Consider the following 18,306-nt stretch of genomic DNA (forward strand, 5'->3'; position numbering starts at 1 on the left):
TTGCGCAGCACGTCGATCAGGCCGCAGATGATGAAGATCGTCGTCAGGATGGGGATGAAATAGAAGCCAAGGGCGAGAAGCGGGATGGCAATGGCGAACTTGCGAAGGGACTTGCGAAGGGTTTTTGTCATTTTTCCACGCGCGAAGCGCGATCCTGTTGCGAATGAGGTGCCCAAATCAAGGCAACGGCCACCGCCCGGCCGTGCGCCTTGATAAGGTTTTTTGGGTTACCACACAACGGCCCTGCTACCGCGGCCGGCTGGCTGCCTGGCGGATCCGGTCAATAGCCTCACGCAAGCCGGCTATTCCCGCTCTTTGCGCAGCTTTGCCCAATAATCGAGCCGCTTCCTGATATCGCGCTCGAAGCCGCGCTCGGGCGGATCATAGAAGGTCTGGCGACCCATCTTCTCCGGAAAATAATCCTGCCCCGAAAAGGCATCCGGCTCGTCATGGTCGTAGCGGTAGCCGGCGCCGTAATCCTCCTCTTTCATCAGTTTGGTCGGCGCATTGAGGATGTGCTTGGGTGGCAGCAGCGAGCCGTGTTCCTTGGCGGCCCGCGTGGCGGCCTTGAAAGCGTTGTAGACGGCGTTGGATTTGGGCGCGGTGGCGAGATAGACGGTGGCCTCGGCAAAGGCGAGTTCGCCTTCGGGCGAGCCGAGATAGTCGTAGGCATCCTTGGCCGCATTGGCGACGACAAGCGCCTGCGGGTCGGCAAGGCCGATGTCTTCCATGGCCATGCGCACCAGCCGGCGGCCTAGATAGAGCGGATCCTCGCCGGCATCGAACATGCGTGCGAGATAGTAGAGGGCCGCGTCAGGATCTGAACCGCGTACCGATTTGTGCAGCGCCGAGATCAGATTGTAATGGCCGTCCTGGCCCTTGTCGTAGATTGGCGCGCGGCGCTGGACGATGCGCTGCAGACCCTCGGGATCGAAGACCTCGCCGGGCTTGGCTGCTCGCCAGACTTCCTCTGCCAGGGTAAGAGAGGCGCGGCCGTCGCCATCGCTCATGCGGATGAGCATGGCCCGCGCCTCGTCGTCGAGCGGCAGCGCCCTGCCCTCGGTCTCCTCCGCCCGCGCCATCAGCTTGGAGATGCTCTCCTCGCCAAGCGAATGGAAGACCAGAACGCGCGCGCGTGACAACAAAGCGGCATTCAGTTCGAAGGACGGGTTTTCGGTCGTGGCGCCAACCAGCACGACTGTCCCGTCCTCCATGACCGGGAGGAAACTGTCCTGCTGCGCGCGGTTGAAGCGATGGATCTCGTCGACGAACAGCAAGGTCTGGCGGCCATTGGCACGGCGCAATTTGGCTGATTCGAACACCTTTTTCAGGTCGGCGACGCCGGAAAAGACAGCCGATATCTGCTCGAAGGCGAGACTCGTTTCACCGGCGAGCAACCGCGCCACGGTGGTCTTGCCGGTGCCGGGCGGCCCCCAGAAAATCATCGAGCCGAGCGAGCCGGAACCGATCAACCGGGTCAGCGCGCCGTCAGGCCCGGTCAGATGCTCCTGGCCGACGACCTCGCCAAGGTTCCTCGGCCGCAGCCTGTCGGCCAGCGGCCGCCCAGGCGGCGTCTTTTCCGGTTCATCGACGCTGAACAGATCGGCCATGCACTTCTTTTTCGTTGGAGCATGAGCCCGAATGCACGGAACCCAGCCCTAATAACGCAACACCTGACGCAGTATCTGCCCGCCGCGCTCGACCGTAAAGCGCCACCAGCGCGTATCCGTCTTGGCCGCCAGCTCCAGGGTCGCTGCGGTATCGATGGTGGTGCCGTTCACCTCGCGCACGATGTCGCCCGGCTGGAAGCCGAAATCGGCGGCCGGTGAATCGCGGTTGATGTCGACCACGGTGACGCCCTTGATGTCCGTGCGCAGGCCAAGCCGCTGCGCGAGCCGGGGCGAAAGCTCCGCGACCTTGGCGCCCGAGAACGGGCTGCGGCCATGCAGCGTCACCTCGGCAGCCTTCATGCCTTCCGGAGCACGCTCCAGCGCGATATCCATCGCCGCCTGCTGGCCCTTGGTCAGGACCGCGAAATTGGCGGTGGTGCCGATCGACAGCGTCGCCATCCGGTAGTCCAGCGCTTCGATGCTCTCGACCGGCTTGCCGTTGAGCTGCAGCACCACGTCGCCGGGCTTGAGCCCTGCCTTGGCGGCCGGTCCGGTCGCCTCGACCGACGAAACCAGCGCACCGGTCGGCTTCTCCATGCCGAGCGATTCTGCGATCTGCGGCGTCACCGCTTCGAACTCGGCGCCGATATAGGGCCGTTCGAAGAAGTCGAGCCCGGCCTTGGCCGCGTCGGCAAAGGCGCGAACCATGTTCGAGGGAATGGCGAAGCCGATGCCGATCGAACCGCCGCTGCGGCTGTAGATGGCCGTATTGATGCCGACCAGCTGGCCGCCCATGTTGATCAGCGCACCGCCGGAATTGCCGGGATTGATGGCGGCGTCGGTCTGGATGAAGAAGCTGGAATCGGAGACGCCGATATGGCTGCGGGCCAGTGCCGAGACGATGCCGCTGGTGGTGGTCTGGCCGACGCCGAAGGGGTTGCCGATGGCCAGCAGCAGATCGCCGACCTCGAGCGCGTCGGAATCGCCGATGGCAATGACCGGAAACGGCTTGTCCGAGGTGATCTTGAGCACGGCAAGGTCGAGAGTCTCGTCCTTGAGCAGCACCTTGCTGTCGAACTCACGCCCATCAGCGGTCGCCACCTTGACCCGGTCGGCATCCTTGATGACGTGGTAATTGGTGACCACGACGCCGGTCGGATCGACCAGCACGCCGGAGCCCAGCGAAGACTGCGCGCGCGGCTGCGAGCGGCCGAAGAATTCTTCGAAGAACGGATCACCGTCGAAAGGCGATGTCACCTTGGCGGTCTGCGAGGCATAGACGTTGACCACCGCCGGCGCCGTCTGCTTGACCAGCGGCGCAAACGACAGCTGCACCTCCTCGCGACCGAACGGCACGCGCTTGTCGGGACCGGACGTCGCGTTCTCGCCCTCGACGCCATGCAGCAGGTCGGTCAGCACATCGGACAGGCCAGGATCGGTCTTGGTCTCCTCGGCCAATGCCTGCCTGACCACCGGTGCGGCCGCAAACGCCATGATGGCGAAAAGCAGAACAAAGGGCAGTCTTCTGGCGCGCATTCGCGAATCCTCCAAGGCAAGTTCGGGGGCATTGTCCCGACGATTGTGCAAAATGAAAGGCTAAGCCGCTGAAATCCGACTATTTTGGGCCAAAACCCCAGGGGCATGCCCGGAAATCGGATTCCGGCGCGGTTTGCTGCTTTCAGAAAACAAAAAGGGGCCCGCAGGCCCCTTTGAACTCATTTGGGAAAACCGAGCCTTATGCGGCTGCGGCGTCCGCGTCAGCGCTTTCGGCCTCGATGCGAGCGCGGTCGCCGGCGCCCTTGGCCGAGACGTCGCGATCGACGAACTCGATGACAGCCATCGCGGCGTTGTCACCGTGACGGAAGCCCGCCTTCATGATGCGCAGATAGCCGCCATTGCGGTTGGCGTAGCGCGGCGCGATGGTGTCGAACAGACGCTTGACGACGCCTTCATTGCCGATCTGGGCAATGACCTGGCGGCGGGCGTGCAGGTCGCCACGCTTGCCGAGCGTCACCAGCTTCTCGACGATCGGACGCAGGTCCTTCGCCTTCGGCAAGGTTGTGACGATCTGCTCGTGCTCGAGCAGCGACACGGCGAGGTTGGCGAACATCGACTTGCGATGGCTAATGCTTCGGGCGAAGCGGCGGCCTTTGAAACCGTGGCGCATGGCTCTTTTCCTTCTTCAGTTGTTCAAGAGGCCGCGGCCTCTGATGGTTTTCCGCATGACCGTCGGATCGAGCGGCCCACGCCGCCGATCCTTGGAATTCATGCTCAATATTGGTCTTCGTAACGCTTAGCGAGGTCTTCGATGTTTTCCGGCGGCCAGTCCGGCACTTCCATGCCGAGGTGCAGGCCCATCGCCGCCAGGACTTCCTTGATCTCGTTCAGCGACTTGCGGCCGAAGTTCGGGGTGCGCAGCATCTCGGCCTCGGTCTTCTGGATCAGGTCGCCGATATAGACGATGTTGTCGTTCTTCAGGCAGTTGGCCGAACGCACCGAAAGCTCGAGTTCGTCGACCTTCTTGAGCAGCGCCGGGTTGAAGGCGAGCTCGGTGACGGCCTCGGCGGCGACTTCCTTCTGCGGCTCGTCGAAGTTGACGAACAGGCCGAGCTGGTCCTGCAGGATGCGGGCGGCGAAAGCCACTGCGTCCTCGCCGGTGATCGAACCGTCGGTCTCGATCGTCATGGTCAGCTTGTCATAGTCGAGAACCTGGCCCTCGCGGGTGTTCTCGACCTTGTAGGAGACCTTCTTGACCGGCGAATAAAGGCTGTCGACCGGGATGAGGCCGATCGGCGCGTCTTCGGCGCGGTTGCGGTCGGCCGGCACGTAACCCTTGCCGGTGTCGACGGTGAATTCCATGCGGATTTCAGCGCCTTCGTCCAGCGTGCAGATGACGTGGTCGGGGTTGAGGATCTCGACGTCGCCAACCGTCTGGATGTCGCCGGCAAGAACCGCACCCGGTCCCTGCTTGCGAACGACCATGCGCTTGGGACCATCGCCTTCCATGCGGATGGCGATTTCCTTGATATTCAAGACGATGTCGGTCACGTCCTCGCGCACACCGGCGATGGACGAGAATTCATGTAGAACGCCGTCGATCTGCACGGCGGTAACAGCCGCACCGCGCAGCGAAGACAGAAGCACGCGGCGCAGCGCGTTGCCCAGCGTCAGGCCAAAGCCACGCTCGAGAGGCTCGGCGACCAGTGTGGTCAGCGTCTTCTTCTTCGACGAGAACTCGATCTTGTTCGGCTTGATCAGTTCCTGCCAATTTTTCTGGATCATGATGCTTTCCTTCCGTTGACCCGCCACCATCCAATCGTGGCGGGCGACCTGGAATGCCACGGAGGAGCGCCCAAGGGCGCTCGCGCGGCGTTCGGTAAATGCTTAGACGCGACGCTTCTTGCGCGGGCGGCAGCCATTGTGCGGGATCGGCGTCACATCACGGATCGAGGTGATGGTGAAGCCGGCCGCCTGCAGGGCGCGCAGTGCCGATTCACGACCGGAGCCGGGTCCGCAGACCTCGACTTCGAGCATGCGCATGCCGTGTTCCTGGGCCTTCTTGGCAACATCCTCGGCAGCCATCTGGGCAGCGAACGGGGTCGACTTGCGCGAACCCTTGAAGCCCTGGGCACCGGCCGACGACCAGGCAATCGAATTGCCCTGTGCATCGGTGATGGTGATCATCGTGTTGTTGAAGGTCGAATTGACGTGGGCAACGCCCGACGAGATATTCTTGCGTTCGCGACGGCGAACACGAGCGGCTTCCTTGGCCATGATAGTCCTTTCAGTTGATCTCTACACCGCCGTAATGCCAGCGGCTCCACCTTCGTAAGGGAGTAGGGGAATAGGGCAGTAAGGGAGTAGGGAAAAATGCGACCCGACTGGCGGGCATTCCCTACTGCCTTACTCCCCTACTCCCTTATTCCCCTAAAAAAATTACTTCTTCTTGCCGGCGATCGACTTGGCCGGGCCCTTGCGGGTGCGCGCATTGGTATGCGTGCGCTGGCCGCGGACCGGCAGCGAGCGGCGGTGACGCAGGCCGCGGTAGCAGCCGAGGTCCATGAGCCGCTTGATGTTCATCGAGACTTCGCGGCGCAGGTCGCCTTCAACCTGGTAATCGCGGTCGATGGTCTCGCGGATCTGCAGCACTTCCGCGTCGGTCAGCTGGTTGACGCGGCGCTCGGCCGGGATGCCGACCTTGTCGACGATCTCCTGGGCGAACCGCTTGCCAATGCCGTGAATGTACTGAAGCGCAATGACAACGCGCTTGTTGGTCGGAATGTTGACGCCGGCTATACGAGCCATGTTCTTCCCTTCTCCATGTGGGCCGGCCAATCCTCAAAAACAAGGTAGGCTCGGCGCTGTCTTAAGTTGCCCCGCGTCCGGTGGAGGCCGGCCCATGCGGGAGTTTCCAGTTCAATGCGGCTGCCTTGCCCTTGCGGACAAGCAAAGCTCATGCCTGATAGGAAGACGGGCCGCCATACCGCAGCGAACCGCCTCCGTCAAGTGCAATCGTTAATTTCCCCGCACCGCGTCCTTGAGCACCGCTTCGATCTGTTCCGTCACGGCGTCGATATCGGCCATGCCGTCGACACTGCGGAGCTTGCCCTTGGCATAGTAGTAGCCAATCAGCGGCGACGTCTTCTTGTAGTATTCCCTCAAGCGCTCTTCGAACACGGTCGGATTGTCGTCCTTGCGAACGGGAAGGCCGGCGGCCTGCGCCTCGTCGGCGCGTTTGACGATCCGGCCAACCAGGGCCTTGTCGTCGACCACGAGTTCAATGACGGCGTCGAGCCCCTGGGAGCGATCCGACAGCATCTGCTCGACCGCATCCGCCTGCACCAGGGTCCGCGGATAGCCGTCGAGGATGAACCCCTTGGCGCAGTCGGGCTGATCGATACGCTCAGCGACGATCGCGTTGACGATCGCGTCGGACACCAGTTCACCGGCATCCATCACCGCCTTGGCGCGCTTGCCAACCTCGGTGCCTGCCTGGACGGCAGCACGCAGCATGTCGCCCGTCGAGAGCTGGGGTATGCCGTGTTTTTCTACCAGTCTTTGTGCTTGCGTCCCCTTGCCCGCTCCTGGCGGCCCAAGCAATATCAACCTCATCTGGCTTTCTTCCCCCCGCGCAGCTTCGACTTCTTGATCAGGCCTTCATACTGGTGCGCGATCAGGTGACCCTGAATCTGCGCAACCGTATCGAGCGTGACACTGACCACGATCAGAAGCGATGTGCCACCAAGGTAGAATGGTACGCCAGTCGCCGAGATCAGGAACTCCGGCAGCAGGCACACCAGCACCAGATAGATGGCGCCGACGACGGTGATGCGGGTGAGAACGTAATCGATATAATCGGCGGTGCGCTCGCCCGGACGATAGCCCGGGATGAAGCCCGAATGCTTCTTGAGCTGGTCGGCGGTGTCCTTCGGGTTGAAGACAATCGCGGTGTAGAAGAAGGCGAAGAACACGATCATCGCCGCATAAAACAGCATGTAGAGCGGCTGGCCGTGGCCGAGCGAGGCGAGCACGGTGCTTGCCCACGCCGGCAGGTTCGTCGTCTGCGAGAAGCCGGCGACGGTGGCCGGCAGCAAAAGCAGCGACGAGGCAAAGATCGGCGGAATGACGCCCGACGTGTTGAGCTTCAGCGGCAGGTGCGAGGTATCGCCCTGGAACATCCGGTTGCCGACCTGGCGCTTCGGATACTGGATCAGCAAGCGGCGCTGGGCGCGCTCGAAGAACACGATGAGCGCAATGACGACGATAGCCAGCACGATGATCGCCAGGATCAGGCCGGTCGACAGCGCGCCGGTGCGGCCAAGCTCCAGCGTGCCGGAGATGGCGTGCGGCAGGCCGGCGACGATGCCGGAGAAGATGATCAGCGAAATACCGTTGCCGATGCCGCGGGCGGTGATCTGCTCGCCCAGCCACATCAGGAACATGGTGCCGCCGACCAGCGTGACGACGGTCGAGATGCGGAAGAACATGCCGGGGTCGCTGACGATGCCGTTGCCGCCTTCCAGACCGACCGAAATGCCATAGGCCTGGACCAGCGCAAGCAGCACGGTGCCGTAGCGCGTGTACTGGTTGATCACCTTGCGGCCCTGTTCGCCTTCCTTCTTCAGCGCTTCCAGTGACGGGATGACCGAGGTCATCAGCTGCATGATGATGGAGGCGGAGATGTAAGGCATGATGCCGAGCGCAAAGATCGCCATGCGCTGCACGGCGCCGCCGGCGAACATGTTGAACATGCCGAGCACGCCCTTGCTCTGCGAAGAGAAGGCCTGGGCGAAGGCGTCGGGATTGATACCGGGAAGCGGGATGTAGGTGCCGAGGCGATAAACCAGCAGCGCGCCGATCGTGAACCAGATGCGCTTCTTCAAATCCTCCGCCTTGGCGAAGGCCGAGAAATTCAGATTCGAGGCTAATTGTTCAGCAGCCGAAGCCATGCCTGATTCTCCGCTTGGTAACGCTTGATGGCCCTGAGGTCAGGCGGCGCGTTTCACCGAAGCTCACGAGATAAGCTCCGGGCTCTAAACATGCAAGCGGCCGCGTTGACGCGGCCGCCTCGTTGAGCAGATCAAAGCGAAATCGTGAGCAAAAACGGATCCCACTCCTGCCGATCGCGCTTCAAATTGCCGTTACTCGGCAGCTGCCTTTTCCTGCGGCAGCTTGACCGAACCGCCGGCCTTTTCGATCTTCTCGATCGCAGCCTTGGAGGCGCCGGCGACGTCAAAGGCGAGCTTCGCCTTGATCTCGCCATCCGAGAGGATGCGCACGCCGTCCTTGACGCGGCGGATGACGCCGGCGGCAACCAGCGATTCAGCCGTCACGGTTGCCTTGACGTCGAGCTTCTTGGCGTCGATGGCCACCTGGATGCGGGCCAGCGACACGACGGTGAAGCTCTTGGCGAAGATGTTGTTGAAGCCACGCTTCGGCAGGCGTCGGTAGAGCGGCATCTGGCCACCCTCGAAGCCGTTGATGGCGACGCCGGAGCGCGCCTTCTGGCCCTTGACGCCGCGGCCGCCGGTCTTGCCGGAGCCAGAGCCGATACCACGGCCGAGACGCTTCTTGGAGTGCGTCGCGCCGTCCTTGTCACGCAGATCGTTGAGTTTCATCTGACTTCTCCTGCGCTCTGGCTCAGCCCTCGTCCACGACGCGGACGAGATGCTGGACGGCAGCGATCATGCCGCGCACGGAGGGCGTATCTTCCAGCGTGCGCTGCTTGTGCATCTTGTTGAGGCCGAGGCCGACCAGCGTCGCGCGCTGTTCCTTCGGACGGCGGATCGGCGAACCGATCTGCTCAACGGTGATGGTCTTGGTTGCTTTCTTGGCCATGGTCAAAATCCCTGGTCAGATCGACTATTCTTCAGCCGCAACGGCGGTGCCGCGGCGGGCCTGAAGGGTCGAATACTTGATGCCGCGAGCAGCAGCCACATCCTTGGGATGCATCTGGCTCTTCAGCGCGTCGAAGGTGGCGCGAACCATGTTGTAGGGGTTCGACGAACCCATCGACTTGGCGACCACGTCATGCATGCCGAGCGTCTCGAAGACAGCGCGCATCGGGCCACCGGCGATGATGCCGGTACCTTGCTTGGCGGCGCGCAGCAGCACGCGTCCAGCACCCCAGCGTCCTTCGACGTCGTGATGCAGCGTACGGCCCGAGCGCAGCGGCACGAAAATCATGTCGCGCTTGGCCGATTCAGTTGCCTTGCGGATAGCTTCCGGCACTTCGCGCGCCTTGCCGTGACCAAAGCCGACGCGGCCCTTCTGGTCGCCGACGACGACGAGTGCTGCAAAACCGAAGCGACGGCCGCCCTTGACGACCTTGGCGACGCGGTTGATGTGGACGAGCTTGTCCACCATGCCGTCATCGCGTTCTTCACGATCGCGGCCGCGGCCGCCATCCCTACGTTCCTGTGCCATATCCTGTTCCTTGTTTTTTTCCGGAAGCACGGTTGCTGATAAGATCCGGTGCCTCGCCCCGAATAAATCGGGAAACGGTCACCGGGGGCGAAATCATTTCCTTCGCATAATCTTTATCCGAAAAGTCTGCAACTTTTCGGGATCATGCTTAGAAGCTCAAGCCACCTTCGCGGGCAGCCTCGGCGAGCGCCTTGACGCGGCCGTGATAGATGTAAGCGCCGCGGTCGAAGACGACTTCCTTGACGCCGGCCTTGGTGGCGCGCTCGGCGATCAGCTTGCCGATCGCGGTGGCGGCAGCGGTGTCGGCGCCGGTCTTGAGCGAACCCTTGAAGTCCTTCTCGAGCGTCGAAGCGGCGGCGATGGTGTGGCCCTTGGCGTCGTCGATGACCTGCACATAGATGTTCTTCGACGTGCGGTGGACCGACAGACGCGGACGCTCGCCGGCGACCTTCTTGATCTGACGACGGACGCGCTGCGCACGGCGCTGCGTGGATTCCTTGGTACCCATGATGGTCTTCCTTGCCTTCAAAAAACGGGGGCCGCCATATGCGGTAGGCGAAAGCGCCTCCCGCGACCGCTCCCCGCGGCGTTACACTCTTGGCTTGGCCCTTTCCGAAAAGTCTTCAACTTCTCGAGGCCAGGCCTACTACTTCTTCTTGCCTTCCTTGCGGACGATCTTCTCGCCGGCGTAGCGGACGCCCTTGCCCTTGTAAGGCTCGGGACCACGATACTCGCGGATCTCGGCCGCAACCTGGCCGACCTGCTGCTTGTCGATGCCGGCCACGGTGATTTCAGTCGGCTTCGGCACGGTGATGGTGATGCCCTGCGGCGTCTCATAGACGACGTCATGGCTGAAGCCAAGCGCCAGCTGCAGGTTCTTGCCCTGAAGTGCCGCGCGATAGCCGACGCCGGTGATCTCGAGCTTCTTCTCGAAACCGTCCTTGACGCCCTGCAGGATGTTGACGATCTGCGTGCGCGACATGCCCCACTTGGAGCGGGCGGTCTTGGTCTGGTCGCGCGGCTGGACAGCGATCTCGCTGCCTTCCATCTTGACCAGCACTTCGTCGTTCACCACGAACTTCAGCTCACCCTTGGGGCCCTTCGCCGTCACGGTCTGGCCGTTGACGGTCGCGGTCACGCCCTGCGGCAGCGAAACGGGTTTCTTTCCAATACGAGACATTTTGTTGTCCTCGTCACTTCTCTTGTTTCAGGTCTCTGTCTTCGGGAACGATCCGAAGACCGGATTCCACTTTGCGGTCAACTGCCAGATCAGAAGATCTGGCAGAGGATCTCACCGCCGACGTTCTGTTCACGTGCTTCATGGTCGGCCATCACGCCCTTCGGTGTCGAAAGGATGGCGATGCCGAGGCCGTTTGCGACCTGCGGGATCGACTTGGCCGAAACATAGACGCGGCGGCCTGGCTTCGAAACGCGGGCGATTTCGCGCACGACCGGCGCGCCGTCGAAATACTTCAGCTCGATCTCGATTTCGGACTTGCCGTTGTCGAAGTCGGTCTGGCTGTAATCGCGGATATAGCCTTCAGCCTTCAGCACGTCGAGGACGCGGGTGCGCAGACGCGAAGCCGGCGTCGAAACGCTCGACTTCTTGCGGCCATACGCGTTGCGGATGCGGGTCAGCATATCGCCGAGAGGATCGCTCAATGACATGTTATGTCCTCCTTACCAGCTCGACTTGACCAGGCCCGGGATCTGGCCGTTATTGCCGAGATCACGAAGCGCGATGCGCGATACTTTGAGCTTGCGATAGTAGGCGCGCGGACGGCCGGTGACTTCGCAGCGGTTGCGGATGCGTATCTTGGCCGAGTTGCGCGGCATGGCGGCAAGCTTGAGCTGAGCGCGGAAACGCTCTTCCATCGGCTTGGACTGATCCATGATGATCGCCTTGAGCGCAGCCCGCTTGGGACCATACTGGTCGGCAAGCTTGCGGCGCCTGTTGTTCTTCTCGACTGAGCTGGTCTTTGCCATTTCAGATTTTTCCTTTTCTCGCTGCCGTTACTGGCGGAAGGGGAAGTTGAAGGCCTTGAGCAATGCCCTGGCTTCGTCGTCCGTCTTCGCAGTCGTACAAACGATGACGTCCATGCCCCAGATCTGATCAACCTTGTCGTAGTTGATCTCCGGGAACACGATGTGTTCCTTGATGCCCATGGCGTAGTTGCCACGGCCATCGAAGCTCTTCGGATTCAGTCCGCGAAAGTCGCGGACGCGCGGCAGTGCGATGTTCACGAGACGGTCGAGGAACTCATACATCCGTTCCTTGCGCAACGTGACCTTGGCGCCGATCGGCATCTTCTCGCGGACCTTGAAGCCGGCGATCGAGTTGCGGGCGCGGGTGACGACGGCCTTCTGGCCGGCAATCATCGCCAGGTCTTCGGCCGCGATCGAAGGCTTCTTCGAATCGGCGGTCGCTTCGCCGACGCCCATGTTCAGCACGATCTTGTCGATGCGCGGAACCTGCATCTCGTTGTCGTAGCCGAACTGTTCCTGCAGCGCCTTGCGGATGGTCTCGTTGTAGACCTGCTTGAGGCGCGGCGTGTTCTGAGCCTTGGACTGTTTGCTTTCAGCCTTGGGCTTCGTGGTTTGAGCCTTAGCCATTGATGACTTCTCCCGAGCGCTTGGCGACGCGCACCTTCTTGCCGTCCTTCTGGAAGATGAAGCCGACGCGGGTCGGCTTGCCATCCTTGGGGTCGGCCAGCGCGATGTTCGACAGCTGGATCGGCGCTTCCTTGGTGATGATCCCGCCCTCTTGGGACTGGGACTGCTTCTGGTGACGGCGGATCATGTTGACGCCGCGCACCAGCGCGGTGTCTTCCTTCGGCTGTACCGAGAGGACTTCGCCCGAACGGCCCTTGTCCTTGCCGGCCAGCACGACGACCTTGTCGCCTTTTCTAATCTTTTGCATTGGTCCGGCTCCTTACAGCACTTCAGGCGCGAGCGAGATGATCTTCATGTGGTTCTTGGCGCGGAGTTCGCGCGGAACCGGTCCGAAGATACGCGTGCCGATCGGCTCTTTCTTGTTGTCGACGAGAACGGCCGCGTTCTTGTCGAAACGGATCACGCTGCCGTCCGGGCGGCGAATGTCCTTGGCCGTGCGAACCACGACCGCCTTCATCACATCGCCCTTCTTCACGCGGCCGCGCGGAATGGCTTCCTTGATCGACACCACGATGATGTCGCCCACGGAAGCGTATTTCCGCTTCGAGCCGCCCAGCACCTTGATGCACATGACACGACGGGCGCCGGAATTATCCGCGACGTCGAGGTTTGTTTGCATCTGAATCATGACTGGCCGCCTTCTTCTCTTCTAACGGGATGGGCTCAAAGCCCCTCCCCGGTCTGTCCAAAATTCGTTGTTTACGCCCGAGGTCAGGCTTGGTCCGAAGACACGACGATCCAGCGCTTGTCCTTGGAAATCGGCTTCGATTCCTGGATGAACACCTGATCGCCAACCTTGTGGGCGTTGTTCTCGTCGTGCGCCTTGTACTTCTTGGTCATGCGCACGGTCTTCTTCATCACGGGATGCGTGAAGCGCCGTTCGACCTTGACGACAACCGTCTTCTCGTTCTTGTCGCTGACGACGGTGCCCTGCAGAATGCGCTTTGGCATGGTTTTCGTCCTTAAGCCTTCTTAGCCGCGGACTTTTCCGCAGCGATGGTCTTGATACGCGCAATGTCCTTACGAACCTGTCTCACGCGCGCGGTCTTCTCGAGCTGGCCGGTGGCCTTCTGGAAGCGCAGGTTGAACTGCTCCTTCTTCAGGCTGGCCAGGTCGTCGGTCAGCTGGTCCTGGGTCTTGGTCCGGATGTCTTCGGCTTTCATGATCAGCCCGTCCTTATTCTGCGATGCGCTGCACGAAGCGCGTCTTGACCGAGAGCTTGGCCGCGCCGAGACGCAGTGCCTCACGGGCGGTTTCTTCATTGACGCCGTCGATCTCGAACATGATGCGGCCTGGCTTGACGCGCGCCGCCCAGTAATCGACCGCGCCCTTGCCCTTACCCATGCGGACTTCGGTCGGCTTCGAAGTGACCGGCACGTCCGGGAAAATACGGATCCAGACGCGACCAGCGCGCTTCATTTCACGGGTGATCGCGCGGCGGGCCGCCTCGATCTCACGTGCGGTGACGCGGTTCGGCTCAAGCGCCTTCAGCCCGAAACCACCGAAATCCAGGTTGGTGCCGCCCTTTGCGGTACCATGGATACGGCCCTTGAACTGCTTGCGGAACTTTGTGCGCTTTGGCTGCAGCATCGTTCTAACTCCAAATTCCTAAATGTCTCAGGCGTTTTCGCGACGACGACCGCGTTCGCGATCACCACCACCGCCATGCGCTGCATCGCTTTCGCTGGCCCGACGCTCCGAAGCCATCGGGTCATGCTCAAGGATCTCGCCCTTGAACACCCAGACCTTGACGCCGCAGATGCCATAAGCCGTGTGCGCTTCGGCCGTACCGTAGTCGACGTCCGCACGCAGCGTATGCAGCGGCACGCGGCCTTCGCGATACCATTCCATGCGCGCGATCTCGGCGCCGCCGAGGCGGCCGGCGCAGTTGATGCGGATGCCTTCGGCACCGAGGCGCATCGCCGACTGAACGGCACGCTTCATGGCGCGGCGGAACGCGATACGACGCTCGAGCTGCTGGGCGATCGACTGGGCGACCAGGGTCGCGTCGATCTCCGGCTTGCGCACTTCAACGATGTTGAGGTGCGTCTCGGACTTCGTCATCTCCATCAGCTTCTTGCGAAGCTTCTCGATGTCGGCGCCCTTCTTGCCGATGATCAGACCCGGGCGCGCGGCATGGATGGTGACGCGGCACTTCTTGTGCGGACGCTCGATCACGACCTTCGAGATGGCAGCCTGCTTGAGCTCCTTCTCGAGATACTTGCGGATCTTGATGTCCTCATGCAGCAGCTTGCCGTACTCGCCGGTGTTCGCGAACCAGCGCGAATCCCAGGTGCGGTTGATGCCGAGGCGAAGACCGATCGGATTGACTTTCTGGCCCATTATGCGGCCTCCCCTTTTTCTTCGACTTCACGAACGACGATCGTGAGGTGCGAGAACGGCTTCTCGATACGGCTGGCGCGACCGCGGCCACGGGCATGGAACCGCTTCATGACGATCGACTTGCCGACATAGGCTTCCGCCACGATCAGTGCATCGACATCCAGGTCGTGGTTGTTTTCCGCGTTGGCGATTGCCGATTCCAGCGTCTTCTTGACCGTGCCGGAAATCCGCTTGGCCGAGAATTCGAGATCGGAAAGCGCTGTCGCGACCTTCTTGCCGCGGATCAGCGCGGCAACCAGGTTCAGCTTCTGCGGGCTGATACGGATCGTGCGCAATACGGCGCGCGCTTCGTTATCAGCAAGCCTGCGCGGAGCTTTGGCCTTGCCCATGATTATTTCCTCTTCGCCTTCTTATCCGCGCCGTGACCGTAATAGGTCCGGGTCGGAGCGAATTCACCGAACTTGTGACCGACCATGTCCTCGTTCACCGAGACGGGAACATGCTTCTGGCCGTTGTAGACACCGAAGGTGAAGCCGACGAACTGCGGCAGGATGGTGGAGCGACGGCTCCACATCTTGATCACCTCATTGCGACCACCTTCACGAACCTTGTCCACCTTCTTGAGAAGGTAGCCGTCAATGAAGGGGCCTTTCCAAATCGAACGAGTCACTTGGCGTTACCTCTTCTTAGCTCTTGCGCTGATGGCGCGAGCGCAGGATGAACTTGTCGGTCGCCTTGTTGGACCGCGTCTTCTTGCCCTTGGTCGGCTTGCCCCAGGGCGAAACCGGATGGCGGCCACCCGATGTGCGGCCTTCGCCGCCGCCGTGCGGATGGTCGACCGGGTTCATGGTCACGCCGCGATTGTGCGGGCGCTTGCCACGCCAGACCGTGCGACCGGCCTTGCCGTCATTGATGTTGCCGTGGTCCGGATTGGACACGGCGCCAACAGTGGCCATGCAGGAGCCGTGAACGACACGCTGCTCGCCCGAATTGAGGCGCAGGATCGCCATGCCCTGGTCACGACCGACCAGCTGACCGTAACCACCTGCCGAACGGGCGACCTGAGCGCCCTTGCCCGGCTTCAGCTCGATGTTGTGGACGATGGTGCCGACCGGCATCGAAGCCAGCGGCATCGCATTGCCCGGCTTCACGTCGACCGATTCACCGGACACGATCTTGTCGCCGGGAGCCAGACGCTGCGGAGCGATGATGTAGGACAGCTCGCCATCGTCATACTTGATCAGCGCGATGAAGGCGGTGCGGTTCGGATCGTACTCAATGCGCTCGACCGTGCCGACGACGTCGAACTTGCGGCGCTTGAAGTCGATGATGCGGTACGAACGCTTGTGACCACCGCCGATGAAGCGGGCGGTGATGCGACCGTGATTGTTGCGGCCGCCCGACTTGGTCAGGCCTTCGGTCAGACCCTTGACGGGCTTGCCCTTGTAGAGGCCCGAGCGGTCGACGATGACCAGCTGACGGGTGCTGGGCGTTACCGGGTTGAATTTTTTCAGTGCCATTGTTCTGTCCTCGCGGCCTTGCTCAGAGACCCGTCGCGACGTCGATCGACTGGCCATCGGCCAGCGTCACAACCGCCTTCTTGACGTCGCTCTGGCGGCCAACCGTGCCACGGAAGCGCTTGATCTTGCCCTTGCGGACAAGCGTGTTCACGGCCATCACCTTGACGCCGAACAGCGCTTCGACGGCGGCCTTGATTTCCGGCTTCGACGCCTTCTTGGCGACGTTGAAGACGACCTTGTTCTGCTCGGAGGCCATGGTCGACTTTTCGGTGATCGCCGGCGAGACGATCACGTCGTAATGACGAAGGTCGGTCATTTAAAACGCTCCTCGAGAGCCTCGACGGCGGCCTTCGAAAGGACCAGCGTGCCGCGGCGCAGAATGTCGTAGACGTTGATGCCCTGGATAGGCAGCACGTCGATGTTGGGGATGTTCGTCGCCGCCAGCTTGAAGTTCTTGTCAAGCTCGGCGCCGCCGATCAGCAAAGCATTGGTCAGGCCCAGCGTCGCGAAATTCGCGATCAGCGCCTTCGTCTTGGCCTCGGTCAGCTTCAGTTCGTCGATGATGATGATCGACGCGCTCTTGGCCTTGGCCGAGAGAGCATGCTTGAGGCCAAGAGCGCGAACCTTCTTCGGCAGTTCGTGCTCGTGGCTGCGAACGACCGGGCCGTGGGCCTTGCCGCCGCCGCGGAACTGCGGAGCGCGTGCCGAATGGTGACGGGCGCGGCCCGTACCCTTCTGCTTGTACATCTTGGCGCCGGTGCGCGCGATCTCGGCGCGACCCTTGGTCTTGTGCGTGCCCTGCTGCTTCTTGGCAAGCTGCCAGCGCACGACGCGCTGCAGGATGTCTTCGCGCGGATCAAGGCCGAAAATCTCGTCGGAGAGTTCCACCTTGCCGGCGTCCTTGCCGCCCAGCGTTGTGATCTTGAGATCCATTATTCCGCTCCCTCTGTGGCCGGAGCCTCGTTCTTGGCGCCACTTTCGGCAGCAACGGCGCGGATCGCGGCAGGCTTCGGCGCATTGGCCGGCAGTGCCACCTTGGCCGCATCGCGGACCAGGATCCAGGCGCCCTTCGATCCGGGAACCGCACCGCGGATCAGGATCAGGCCGCGGTCGGCGTCGGTCGACACGATCTCGACATTCTGCGTGGTGACGCGGGTGTCGCCCATGTGGCCAGCCATATGCTTGCCCTTGAACACCTTGCCCGGGTCCTGGCGCTGGCCGGTCGAACCGTGCGTACGGTGCGAAACCGAGTTACCGTGCGTTGCACGGCCACCGCCCATGTGGTGGCGCTTGATGACGCCCTGAAAGCCCTTGCCGATCGTCGTGCCCGTCACATCGACCTTCTGGCCGGCGACGAAGTGCTCGACGGTGATCTCGGCGCCGACATCGATCATGTTGTCGGCGGAGACGCGGAACTCGGCGACCTTCGCCTTCGGCTCGACGGAAGCGGTCGCGAAATGGCCGCGCATCGCCTTCGACGTGTTCTTCACCTTGGCAAGGCCAACGCCGAGCTGAACGGCGGTGTAGCCATTCTTCTCTTGCGTGCGCTGGGCCACGACCTGGCAGTTCTCCATCAGGAGAACGGTGACGGGAACATGTTCCCCGGCATCGTTATAGATGCGGGTCATTCCCACCTTCTTTGCAATCACACCTGAACGCATCGGTTCAATTCCTTTAGAGTTCCGGGCCAGGGGCACCGCCCCTTACCGCGCTCTCATTCCCTTAGAGCTTGATCTCGACGTCGACGCCGGCGGCCAGATCGAGCTTCATCAAAGCATCGACCGTCTGCGGGGTCGGATCGACGATGTCGAGCAGACGCTTGTGCGTGCGCATCTCGAACTGCTCGCGGCTCTTCTTGTCGACGTGAGGCGACCGGTTGACCGTGAACTTTTCGATCCGCGTCGGCAGCGGAATGGGGCCGCGGACGTTTGCACCGGTACGCTTGGCCGTCGACACGATTTCCTTCGTCGAGGCGTCGAGCACGCGGTGGTCAAACGCCTTAAGGCGGATGCGGATATTCTGTCCGTTCATGCGTCACTTCCTTGTTCTGGCGCGGCGCGGGCAACTCCCGCGCCCGCGACAGATCGGTTTAAGTCCAAATTACTCTTTGATGGTGACGACGATGCCGGCACCGACGGTGCGGCCGCCTTCACGGATAGCGAAGCGCAGCTTCTCTTCCATGGCGATCGGCACGATCAGCTCGACATCGACCGTGATGTTGTCGCCCGGCATCA

Annotated in this window: 29 protein-coding genes and 1 pseudogene; all 30 read right to left on the reverse strand. The window is 62.0% G+C overall.

Annotated elements, in window-relative coordinates; translation table 11 throughout:
* Positions 1–302: 302 nt before the first annotated feature.
* Entirely contained in the window at positions 303–1,610 is a 1,308-nt protein-coding gene (locus tag EN955_RS27530; RefSeq protein ID WP_024505069.1) for a replication-associated recombination protein A, read from the reverse strand.
* Positions 1,611–1,658: 48 nt separating this feature from the next.
* Positions 1,659–3,146 carry a DegQ family serine endoprotease gene (locus tag EN955_RS27535; protein WP_013531440.1) on the reverse strand — a complete coding sequence of 496 codons (1,488 nt, stop codon included), beginning with the start codon at positions 3,144–3,146 and terminating at the stop codon, positions 1,659–1,661.
* Positions 3,147–3,345: 199 nt separating this feature from the next.
* Entirely contained in the window at positions 3,346–3,777 is a 432-nt protein-coding gene (gene rplQ, locus EN955_RS27540) for a 50S ribosomal protein L17 (RefSeq protein WP_013531439.1), read from the reverse strand.
* Positions 3,778–3,881: 104 nt separating this feature from the next.
* Positions 3,882–4,892: a DNA-directed RNA polymerase subunit alpha gene (locus tag EN955_RS27545; RefSeq protein ID WP_013531438.1), complete on the reverse strand. Its 1,011-nt coding sequence runs from the start codon at positions 4,890–4,892 to the stop codon at positions 3,882–3,884.
* 102 nt (positions 4,893–4,994) lie between these two features.
* Positions 4,995–5,384, reverse strand: coding sequence for a 30S ribosomal protein S11 (gene rpsK / locus EN955_RS27550; protein WP_006205444.1), 390 nt, complete (start codon positions 5,382–5,384; stop codon positions 4,995–4,997).
* A 162-nt stretch (positions 5,385–5,546) separates the two neighbouring features.
* Positions 5,547–5,915, reverse strand: a complete 369-nt coding sequence (rpsM, locus tag EN955_RS27555; RefSeq protein WP_013531437.1) for a 30S ribosomal protein S13 — start codon at positions 5,913–5,915, stop codon at positions 5,547–5,549.
* 210 nt (positions 5,916–6,125) lie between these two features.
* Complete coding sequence (locus EN955_RS27560) at positions 6,126–6,722, reverse strand: adenylate kinase (RefSeq protein WP_013531436.1); 597 nt, start codon at positions 6,720–6,722, stop codon at positions 6,126–6,128.
* Positions 6,719–8,059: a preprotein translocase subunit SecY gene (gene secY, locus EN955_RS27565; RefSeq protein WP_013531435.1), complete on the reverse strand. Its 1,341-nt coding sequence runs from the start codon at positions 8,057–8,059 to the stop codon at positions 6,719–6,721. The genes EN955_RS27560 and secY overlap by 4 nt, the downstream gene beginning before the upstream one ends.
* A 192-nt stretch (positions 8,060–8,251) precedes the next feature.
* Positions 8,252–8,728 (reverse strand): 50S ribosomal protein L15, encoded by a 477-nt coding sequence (rplO, locus tag EN955_RS27570; RefSeq protein WP_024505068.1) that lies wholly within the window; start codon positions 8,726–8,728, stop codon positions 8,252–8,254.
* Positions 8,729–8,750: 22 nt separating this feature from the next.
* Positions 8,751–8,948: a 50S ribosomal protein L30 gene (gene rpmD / locus EN955_RS27575; protein ID WP_006205449.1), complete on the reverse strand. Its 198-nt coding sequence runs from the start codon at positions 8,946–8,948 to the stop codon at positions 8,751–8,753.
* Positions 8,949–8,972: 24 nt separating this feature from the next.
* Positions 8,973–9,536 (reverse strand): 30S ribosomal protein S5, encoded by a 564-nt coding sequence (gene rpsE, locus EN955_RS27580; protein ID WP_006333394.1) that lies wholly within the window; start codon positions 9,534–9,536, stop codon positions 8,973–8,975.
* A 148-nt stretch (positions 9,537–9,684) separates the two neighbouring features.
* Complete coding sequence (gene rplR, locus EN955_RS27585) at positions 9,685–10,044, reverse strand: 50S ribosomal protein L18 (protein ID WP_013531433.1); 360 nt, start codon at positions 10,042–10,044, stop codon at positions 9,685–9,687.
* A gap of 138 nt (positions 10,045–10,182) precedes the next feature.
* Positions 10,183–10,716 (reverse strand): 50S ribosomal protein L6, encoded by a 534-nt coding sequence (gene rplF / locus EN955_RS27590; RefSeq protein ID WP_013531432.1) that lies wholly within the window; start codon positions 10,714–10,716, stop codon positions 10,183–10,185.
* Positions 10,717–10,805: 89 nt separating this feature from the next.
* Positions 10,806–11,204 carry a 30S ribosomal protein S8 gene (gene rpsH / locus EN955_RS27595; protein WP_013531431.1) on the reverse strand — a complete coding sequence of 133 codons (399 nt, stop codon included), beginning with the start codon at positions 11,202–11,204 and terminating at the stop codon, positions 10,806–10,808.
* Between the two features lie 12 nt (positions 11,205–11,216).
* On the reverse strand, positions 11,217–11,522 hold the full coding sequence (gene rpsN / locus EN955_RS27600; RefSeq protein ID WP_013895695.1) for a 30S ribosomal protein S14: 306 nt from the start codon (positions 11,520–11,522) through the stop codon (positions 11,217–11,219).
* A gap of 27 nt (positions 11,523–11,549) precedes the next feature.
* Positions 11,550–12,149 carry a 50S ribosomal protein L5 gene (gene rplE, locus EN955_RS27605; protein ID WP_013531429.1) on the reverse strand — a complete coding sequence of 200 codons (600 nt, stop codon included), beginning with the start codon at positions 12,147–12,149 and terminating at the stop codon, positions 11,550–11,552.
* The gene (gene rplX, locus EN955_RS27610; protein ID WP_013531428.1) at positions 12,142–12,456 is read right to left on the reverse strand and encodes a 50S ribosomal protein L24; all 315 of its coding nucleotides are present in this window, start codon (positions 12,454–12,456) and stop codon (positions 12,142–12,144) included. Before rplX ends, rplE begins: the two co-directional genes overlap by 8 nt.
* A 12-nt stretch (positions 12,457–12,468) precedes the next feature.
* On the reverse strand, positions 12,469–12,837 hold the full coding sequence (gene rplN / locus EN955_RS27615) for a 50S ribosomal protein L14 (RefSeq protein WP_006205457.1): 369 nt from the start codon (positions 12,835–12,837) through the stop codon (positions 12,469–12,471).
* A gap of 83 nt (positions 12,838–12,920) precedes the next feature.
* The gene (gene rpsQ / locus EN955_RS27620) at positions 12,921–13,160 is read right to left on the reverse strand and encodes a 30S ribosomal protein S17 (protein WP_010909280.1); all 240 of its coding nucleotides are present in this window, start codon (positions 13,158–13,160) and stop codon (positions 12,921–12,923) included.
* Between the two features lie 11 nt (positions 13,161–13,171).
* Entirely contained in the window at positions 13,172–13,372 is a 201-nt protein-coding gene (gene rpmC / locus EN955_RS27625; protein WP_006205459.1) for a 50S ribosomal protein L29, read from the reverse strand.
* Positions 13,373–13,385: 13 nt separating this feature from the next.
* A complete protein-coding gene (gene rplP / locus EN955_RS27630) occupies positions 13,386–13,799 on the reverse strand; it encodes a 50S ribosomal protein L16 (RefSeq protein ID WP_013531427.1) in 414 nt (137 codons plus the stop codon).
* Positions 13,800–13,826: 27 nt separating this feature from the next.
* Positions 13,827–14,552: a 30S ribosomal protein S3 gene (rpsC, locus tag EN955_RS27635; RefSeq protein WP_013531426.1), complete on the reverse strand. Its 726-nt coding sequence runs from the start codon at positions 14,550–14,552 to the stop codon at positions 13,827–13,829.
* Entirely contained in the window at positions 14,552–14,941 is a 390-nt protein-coding gene (gene rplV / locus EN955_RS27640; RefSeq protein WP_006205462.1) for a 50S ribosomal protein L22, read from the reverse strand. Before rplV ends, rpsC begins: the two co-directional genes overlap by 1 nt.
* A 2-nt stretch (positions 14,942–14,943) precedes the next feature.
* Positions 14,944–15,222 (reverse strand): 30S ribosomal protein S19, encoded by a 279-nt coding sequence (gene rpsS / locus EN955_RS27645; protein ID WP_006205463.1) that lies wholly within the window; start codon positions 15,220–15,222, stop codon positions 14,944–14,946.
* Between the two features lie 16 nt (positions 15,223–15,238).
* The gene (gene rplB, locus EN955_RS27650) at positions 15,239–16,072 is read right to left on the reverse strand and encodes a 50S ribosomal protein L2 (protein ID WP_024505067.1); all 834 of its coding nucleotides are present in this window, start codon (positions 16,070–16,072) and stop codon (positions 15,239–15,241) included.
* A gap of 22 nt (positions 16,073–16,094) precedes the next feature.
* Entirely contained in the window at positions 16,095–16,388 is a 294-nt protein-coding gene (locus EN955_RS27655; RefSeq protein ID WP_013531424.1) for a 50S ribosomal protein L23, read from the reverse strand.
* On the reverse strand, positions 16,385–17,005 hold the full coding sequence (gene rplD / locus EN955_RS27660; RefSeq protein WP_013531423.1) for a 50S ribosomal protein L4: 621 nt from the start codon (positions 17,003–17,005) through the stop codon (positions 16,385–16,387). The genes EN955_RS27655 and rplD overlap by 4 nt, the downstream gene beginning before the upstream one ends.
* Complete coding sequence (gene rplC, locus EN955_RS27665; protein ID WP_013531422.1) at positions 17,005–17,733, reverse strand: 50S ribosomal protein L3; 729 nt, start codon at positions 17,731–17,733, stop codon at positions 17,005–17,007. Before rplC ends, rplD begins: the two co-directional genes overlap by 1 nt.
* A 61-nt stretch (positions 17,734–17,794) precedes the next feature.
* Positions 17,795–18,103 carry a 30S ribosomal protein S10 gene (gene rpsJ, locus EN955_RS27670; RefSeq protein ID WP_010909272.1) on the reverse strand — a complete coding sequence of 103 codons (309 nt, stop codon included), beginning with the start codon at positions 18,101–18,103 and terminating at the stop codon, positions 17,795–17,797.
* A 69-nt stretch (positions 18,104–18,172) separates the two neighbouring features.
* Positions 18,173–18,306: pseudogene (gene tuf, locus EN955_RS27675) on the reverse strand (elongation factor Tu); the annotation flags it as partial.

The organism is Mesorhizobium sp. M7A.F.Ca.CA.001.04.2.1 (assembly GCF_003998485.1).
GTDB lineage: Bacteria > Pseudomonadota > Alphaproteobacteria > Rhizobiales > Rhizobiaceae > Mesorhizobium > Mesorhizobium ciceri.

Bases quoted from the DNA above. Each gene is read 5' to 3' on its own strand.
- EN955_RS27530 (WP_024505069.1), bottom strand. From the start codon at position 1,610: ATGGCCGATCTGTTCAGCGTCGATGAACCGGAAAAGACGCCGCCTGGG.
- EN955_RS27535 (WP_013531440.1), bottom strand. From the start codon at position 3,146: ATGCGCGCCAGAAGACTGCCCTTTGTTCTGCTTTTCGCCATCATGGCG.
- rplQ (WP_013531439.1), bottom strand. From the start codon at position 3,777: ATGCGCCACGGTTTCAAAGGCCGCCGCTTCGCCCGAAGCATTAGCCAT.
- EN955_RS27545 (WP_013531438.1), bottom strand. From the start codon at position 4,892: ATGATCCAGAAAAATTGGCAGGAACTGATCAAGCCGAACAAGATCGAG.
- rpsK (WP_006205444.1), bottom strand. From the start codon at position 5,384: ATGGCCAAGGAAGCCGCTCGTGTTCGCCGTCGCGAACGCAAGAATATC.
- rpsM (WP_013531437.1), bottom strand. From the start codon at position 5,915: ATGGCTCGTATAGCCGGCGTCAACATTCCGACCAACAAGCGCGTTGTC.
- EN955_RS27560 (WP_013531436.1), bottom strand. From the start codon at position 6,722: ATGAGGTTGATATTGCTTGGGCCGCCAGGAGCGGGCAAGGGGACGCAA.
- secY (WP_013531435.1), bottom strand. From the start codon at position 8,059: ATGGCTTCGGCTGCTGAACAATTAGCCTCGAATCTGAATTTCTCGGCC.
- rplO (WP_024505068.1), bottom strand. From the start codon at position 8,728: ATGAAACTCAACGATCTGCGTGACAAGGACGGCGCGACGCACTCCAAG.
- rpmD (WP_006205449.1), bottom strand. From the start codon at position 8,948: ATGGCCAAGAAAGCAACCAAGACCATCACCGTTGAGCAGATCGGTTCG.
- rpsE (WP_006333394.1), bottom strand. From the start codon at position 9,536: ATGGCACAGGAACGTAGGGATGGCGGCCGCGGCCGCGATCGTGAAGAA.
- rplR (WP_013531433.1), bottom strand. From the start codon at position 10,044: ATGGGTACCAAGGAATCCACGCAGCGCCGTGCGCAGCGCGTCCGTCGT.
- rplF (WP_013531432.1), bottom strand. From the start codon at position 10,716: ATGTCTCGTATTGGAAAGAAACCCGTTTCGCTGCCGCAGGGCGTGACC.
- rpsH (WP_013531431.1), bottom strand. From the start codon at position 11,204: ATGTCATTGAGCGATCCTCTCGGCGATATGCTGACCCGCATCCGCAAC.
- rpsN (WP_013895695.1), bottom strand. From the start codon at position 11,522: ATGGCAAAGACCAGCTCAGTCGAGAAGAACAACAGGCGCCGCAAGCTT.
- rplE (WP_013531429.1), bottom strand. From the start codon at position 12,149: ATGGCTAAGGCTCAAACCACGAAGCCCAAGGCTGAAAGCAAACAGTCC.
- rplX (WP_013531428.1), bottom strand. From the start codon at position 12,456: ATGCAAAAGATTAGAAAAGGCGACAAGGTCGTCGTGCTGGCCGGCAAG.
- rplN (WP_006205457.1), bottom strand. From the start codon at position 12,837: ATGATTCAGATGCAAACAAACCTCGACGTCGCGGATAATTCCGGCGCC.
- rpsQ (WP_010909280.1), bottom strand. From the start codon at position 13,160: ATGCCAAAGCGCATTCTGCAGGGCACCGTCGTCAGCGACAAGAACGAG.
- rpmC (WP_006205459.1), bottom strand. From the start codon at position 13,372: ATGAAAGCCGAAGACATCCGGACCAAGACCCAGGACCAGCTGACCGAC.
- rplP (WP_013531427.1), bottom strand. From the start codon at position 13,799: ATGCTGCAGCCAAAGCGCACAAAGTTCCGCAAGCAGTTCAAGGGCCGT.
- rpsC (WP_013531426.1), bottom strand. From the start codon at position 14,552: ATGGGCCAGAAAGTCAATCCGATCGGTCTTCGCCTCGGCATCAACCGC.
- rplV (WP_006205462.1), bottom strand. From the start codon at position 14,941: ATGGGCAAGGCCAAAGCTCCGCGCAGGCTTGCTGATAACGAAGCGCGC.
- rplB (WP_024505067.1), bottom strand. From the start codon at position 16,072: ATGGCACTGAAAAAATTCAACCCGGTAACGCCCAGCACCCGTCAGCTG.
- EN955_RS27655 (WP_013531424.1), bottom strand. From the start codon at position 16,388: ATGACCGACCTTCGTCATTACGACGTGATCGTCTCGCCGGCGATCACC.
- rplD (WP_013531423.1), bottom strand. From the start codon at position 17,005: ATGGATCTCAAGATCACAACGCTGGGCGGCAAGGACGCCGGCAAGGTG.
- rplC (WP_013531422.1), bottom strand. From the start codon at position 17,733: ATGCGTTCAGGTGTGATTGCAAAGAAGGTGGGAATGACCCGCATCTAT.
- rpsJ (WP_010909272.1), bottom strand. From the start codon at position 18,103: ATGAACGGACAGAATATCCGCATCCGCCTTAAGGCGTTTGACCACCGC.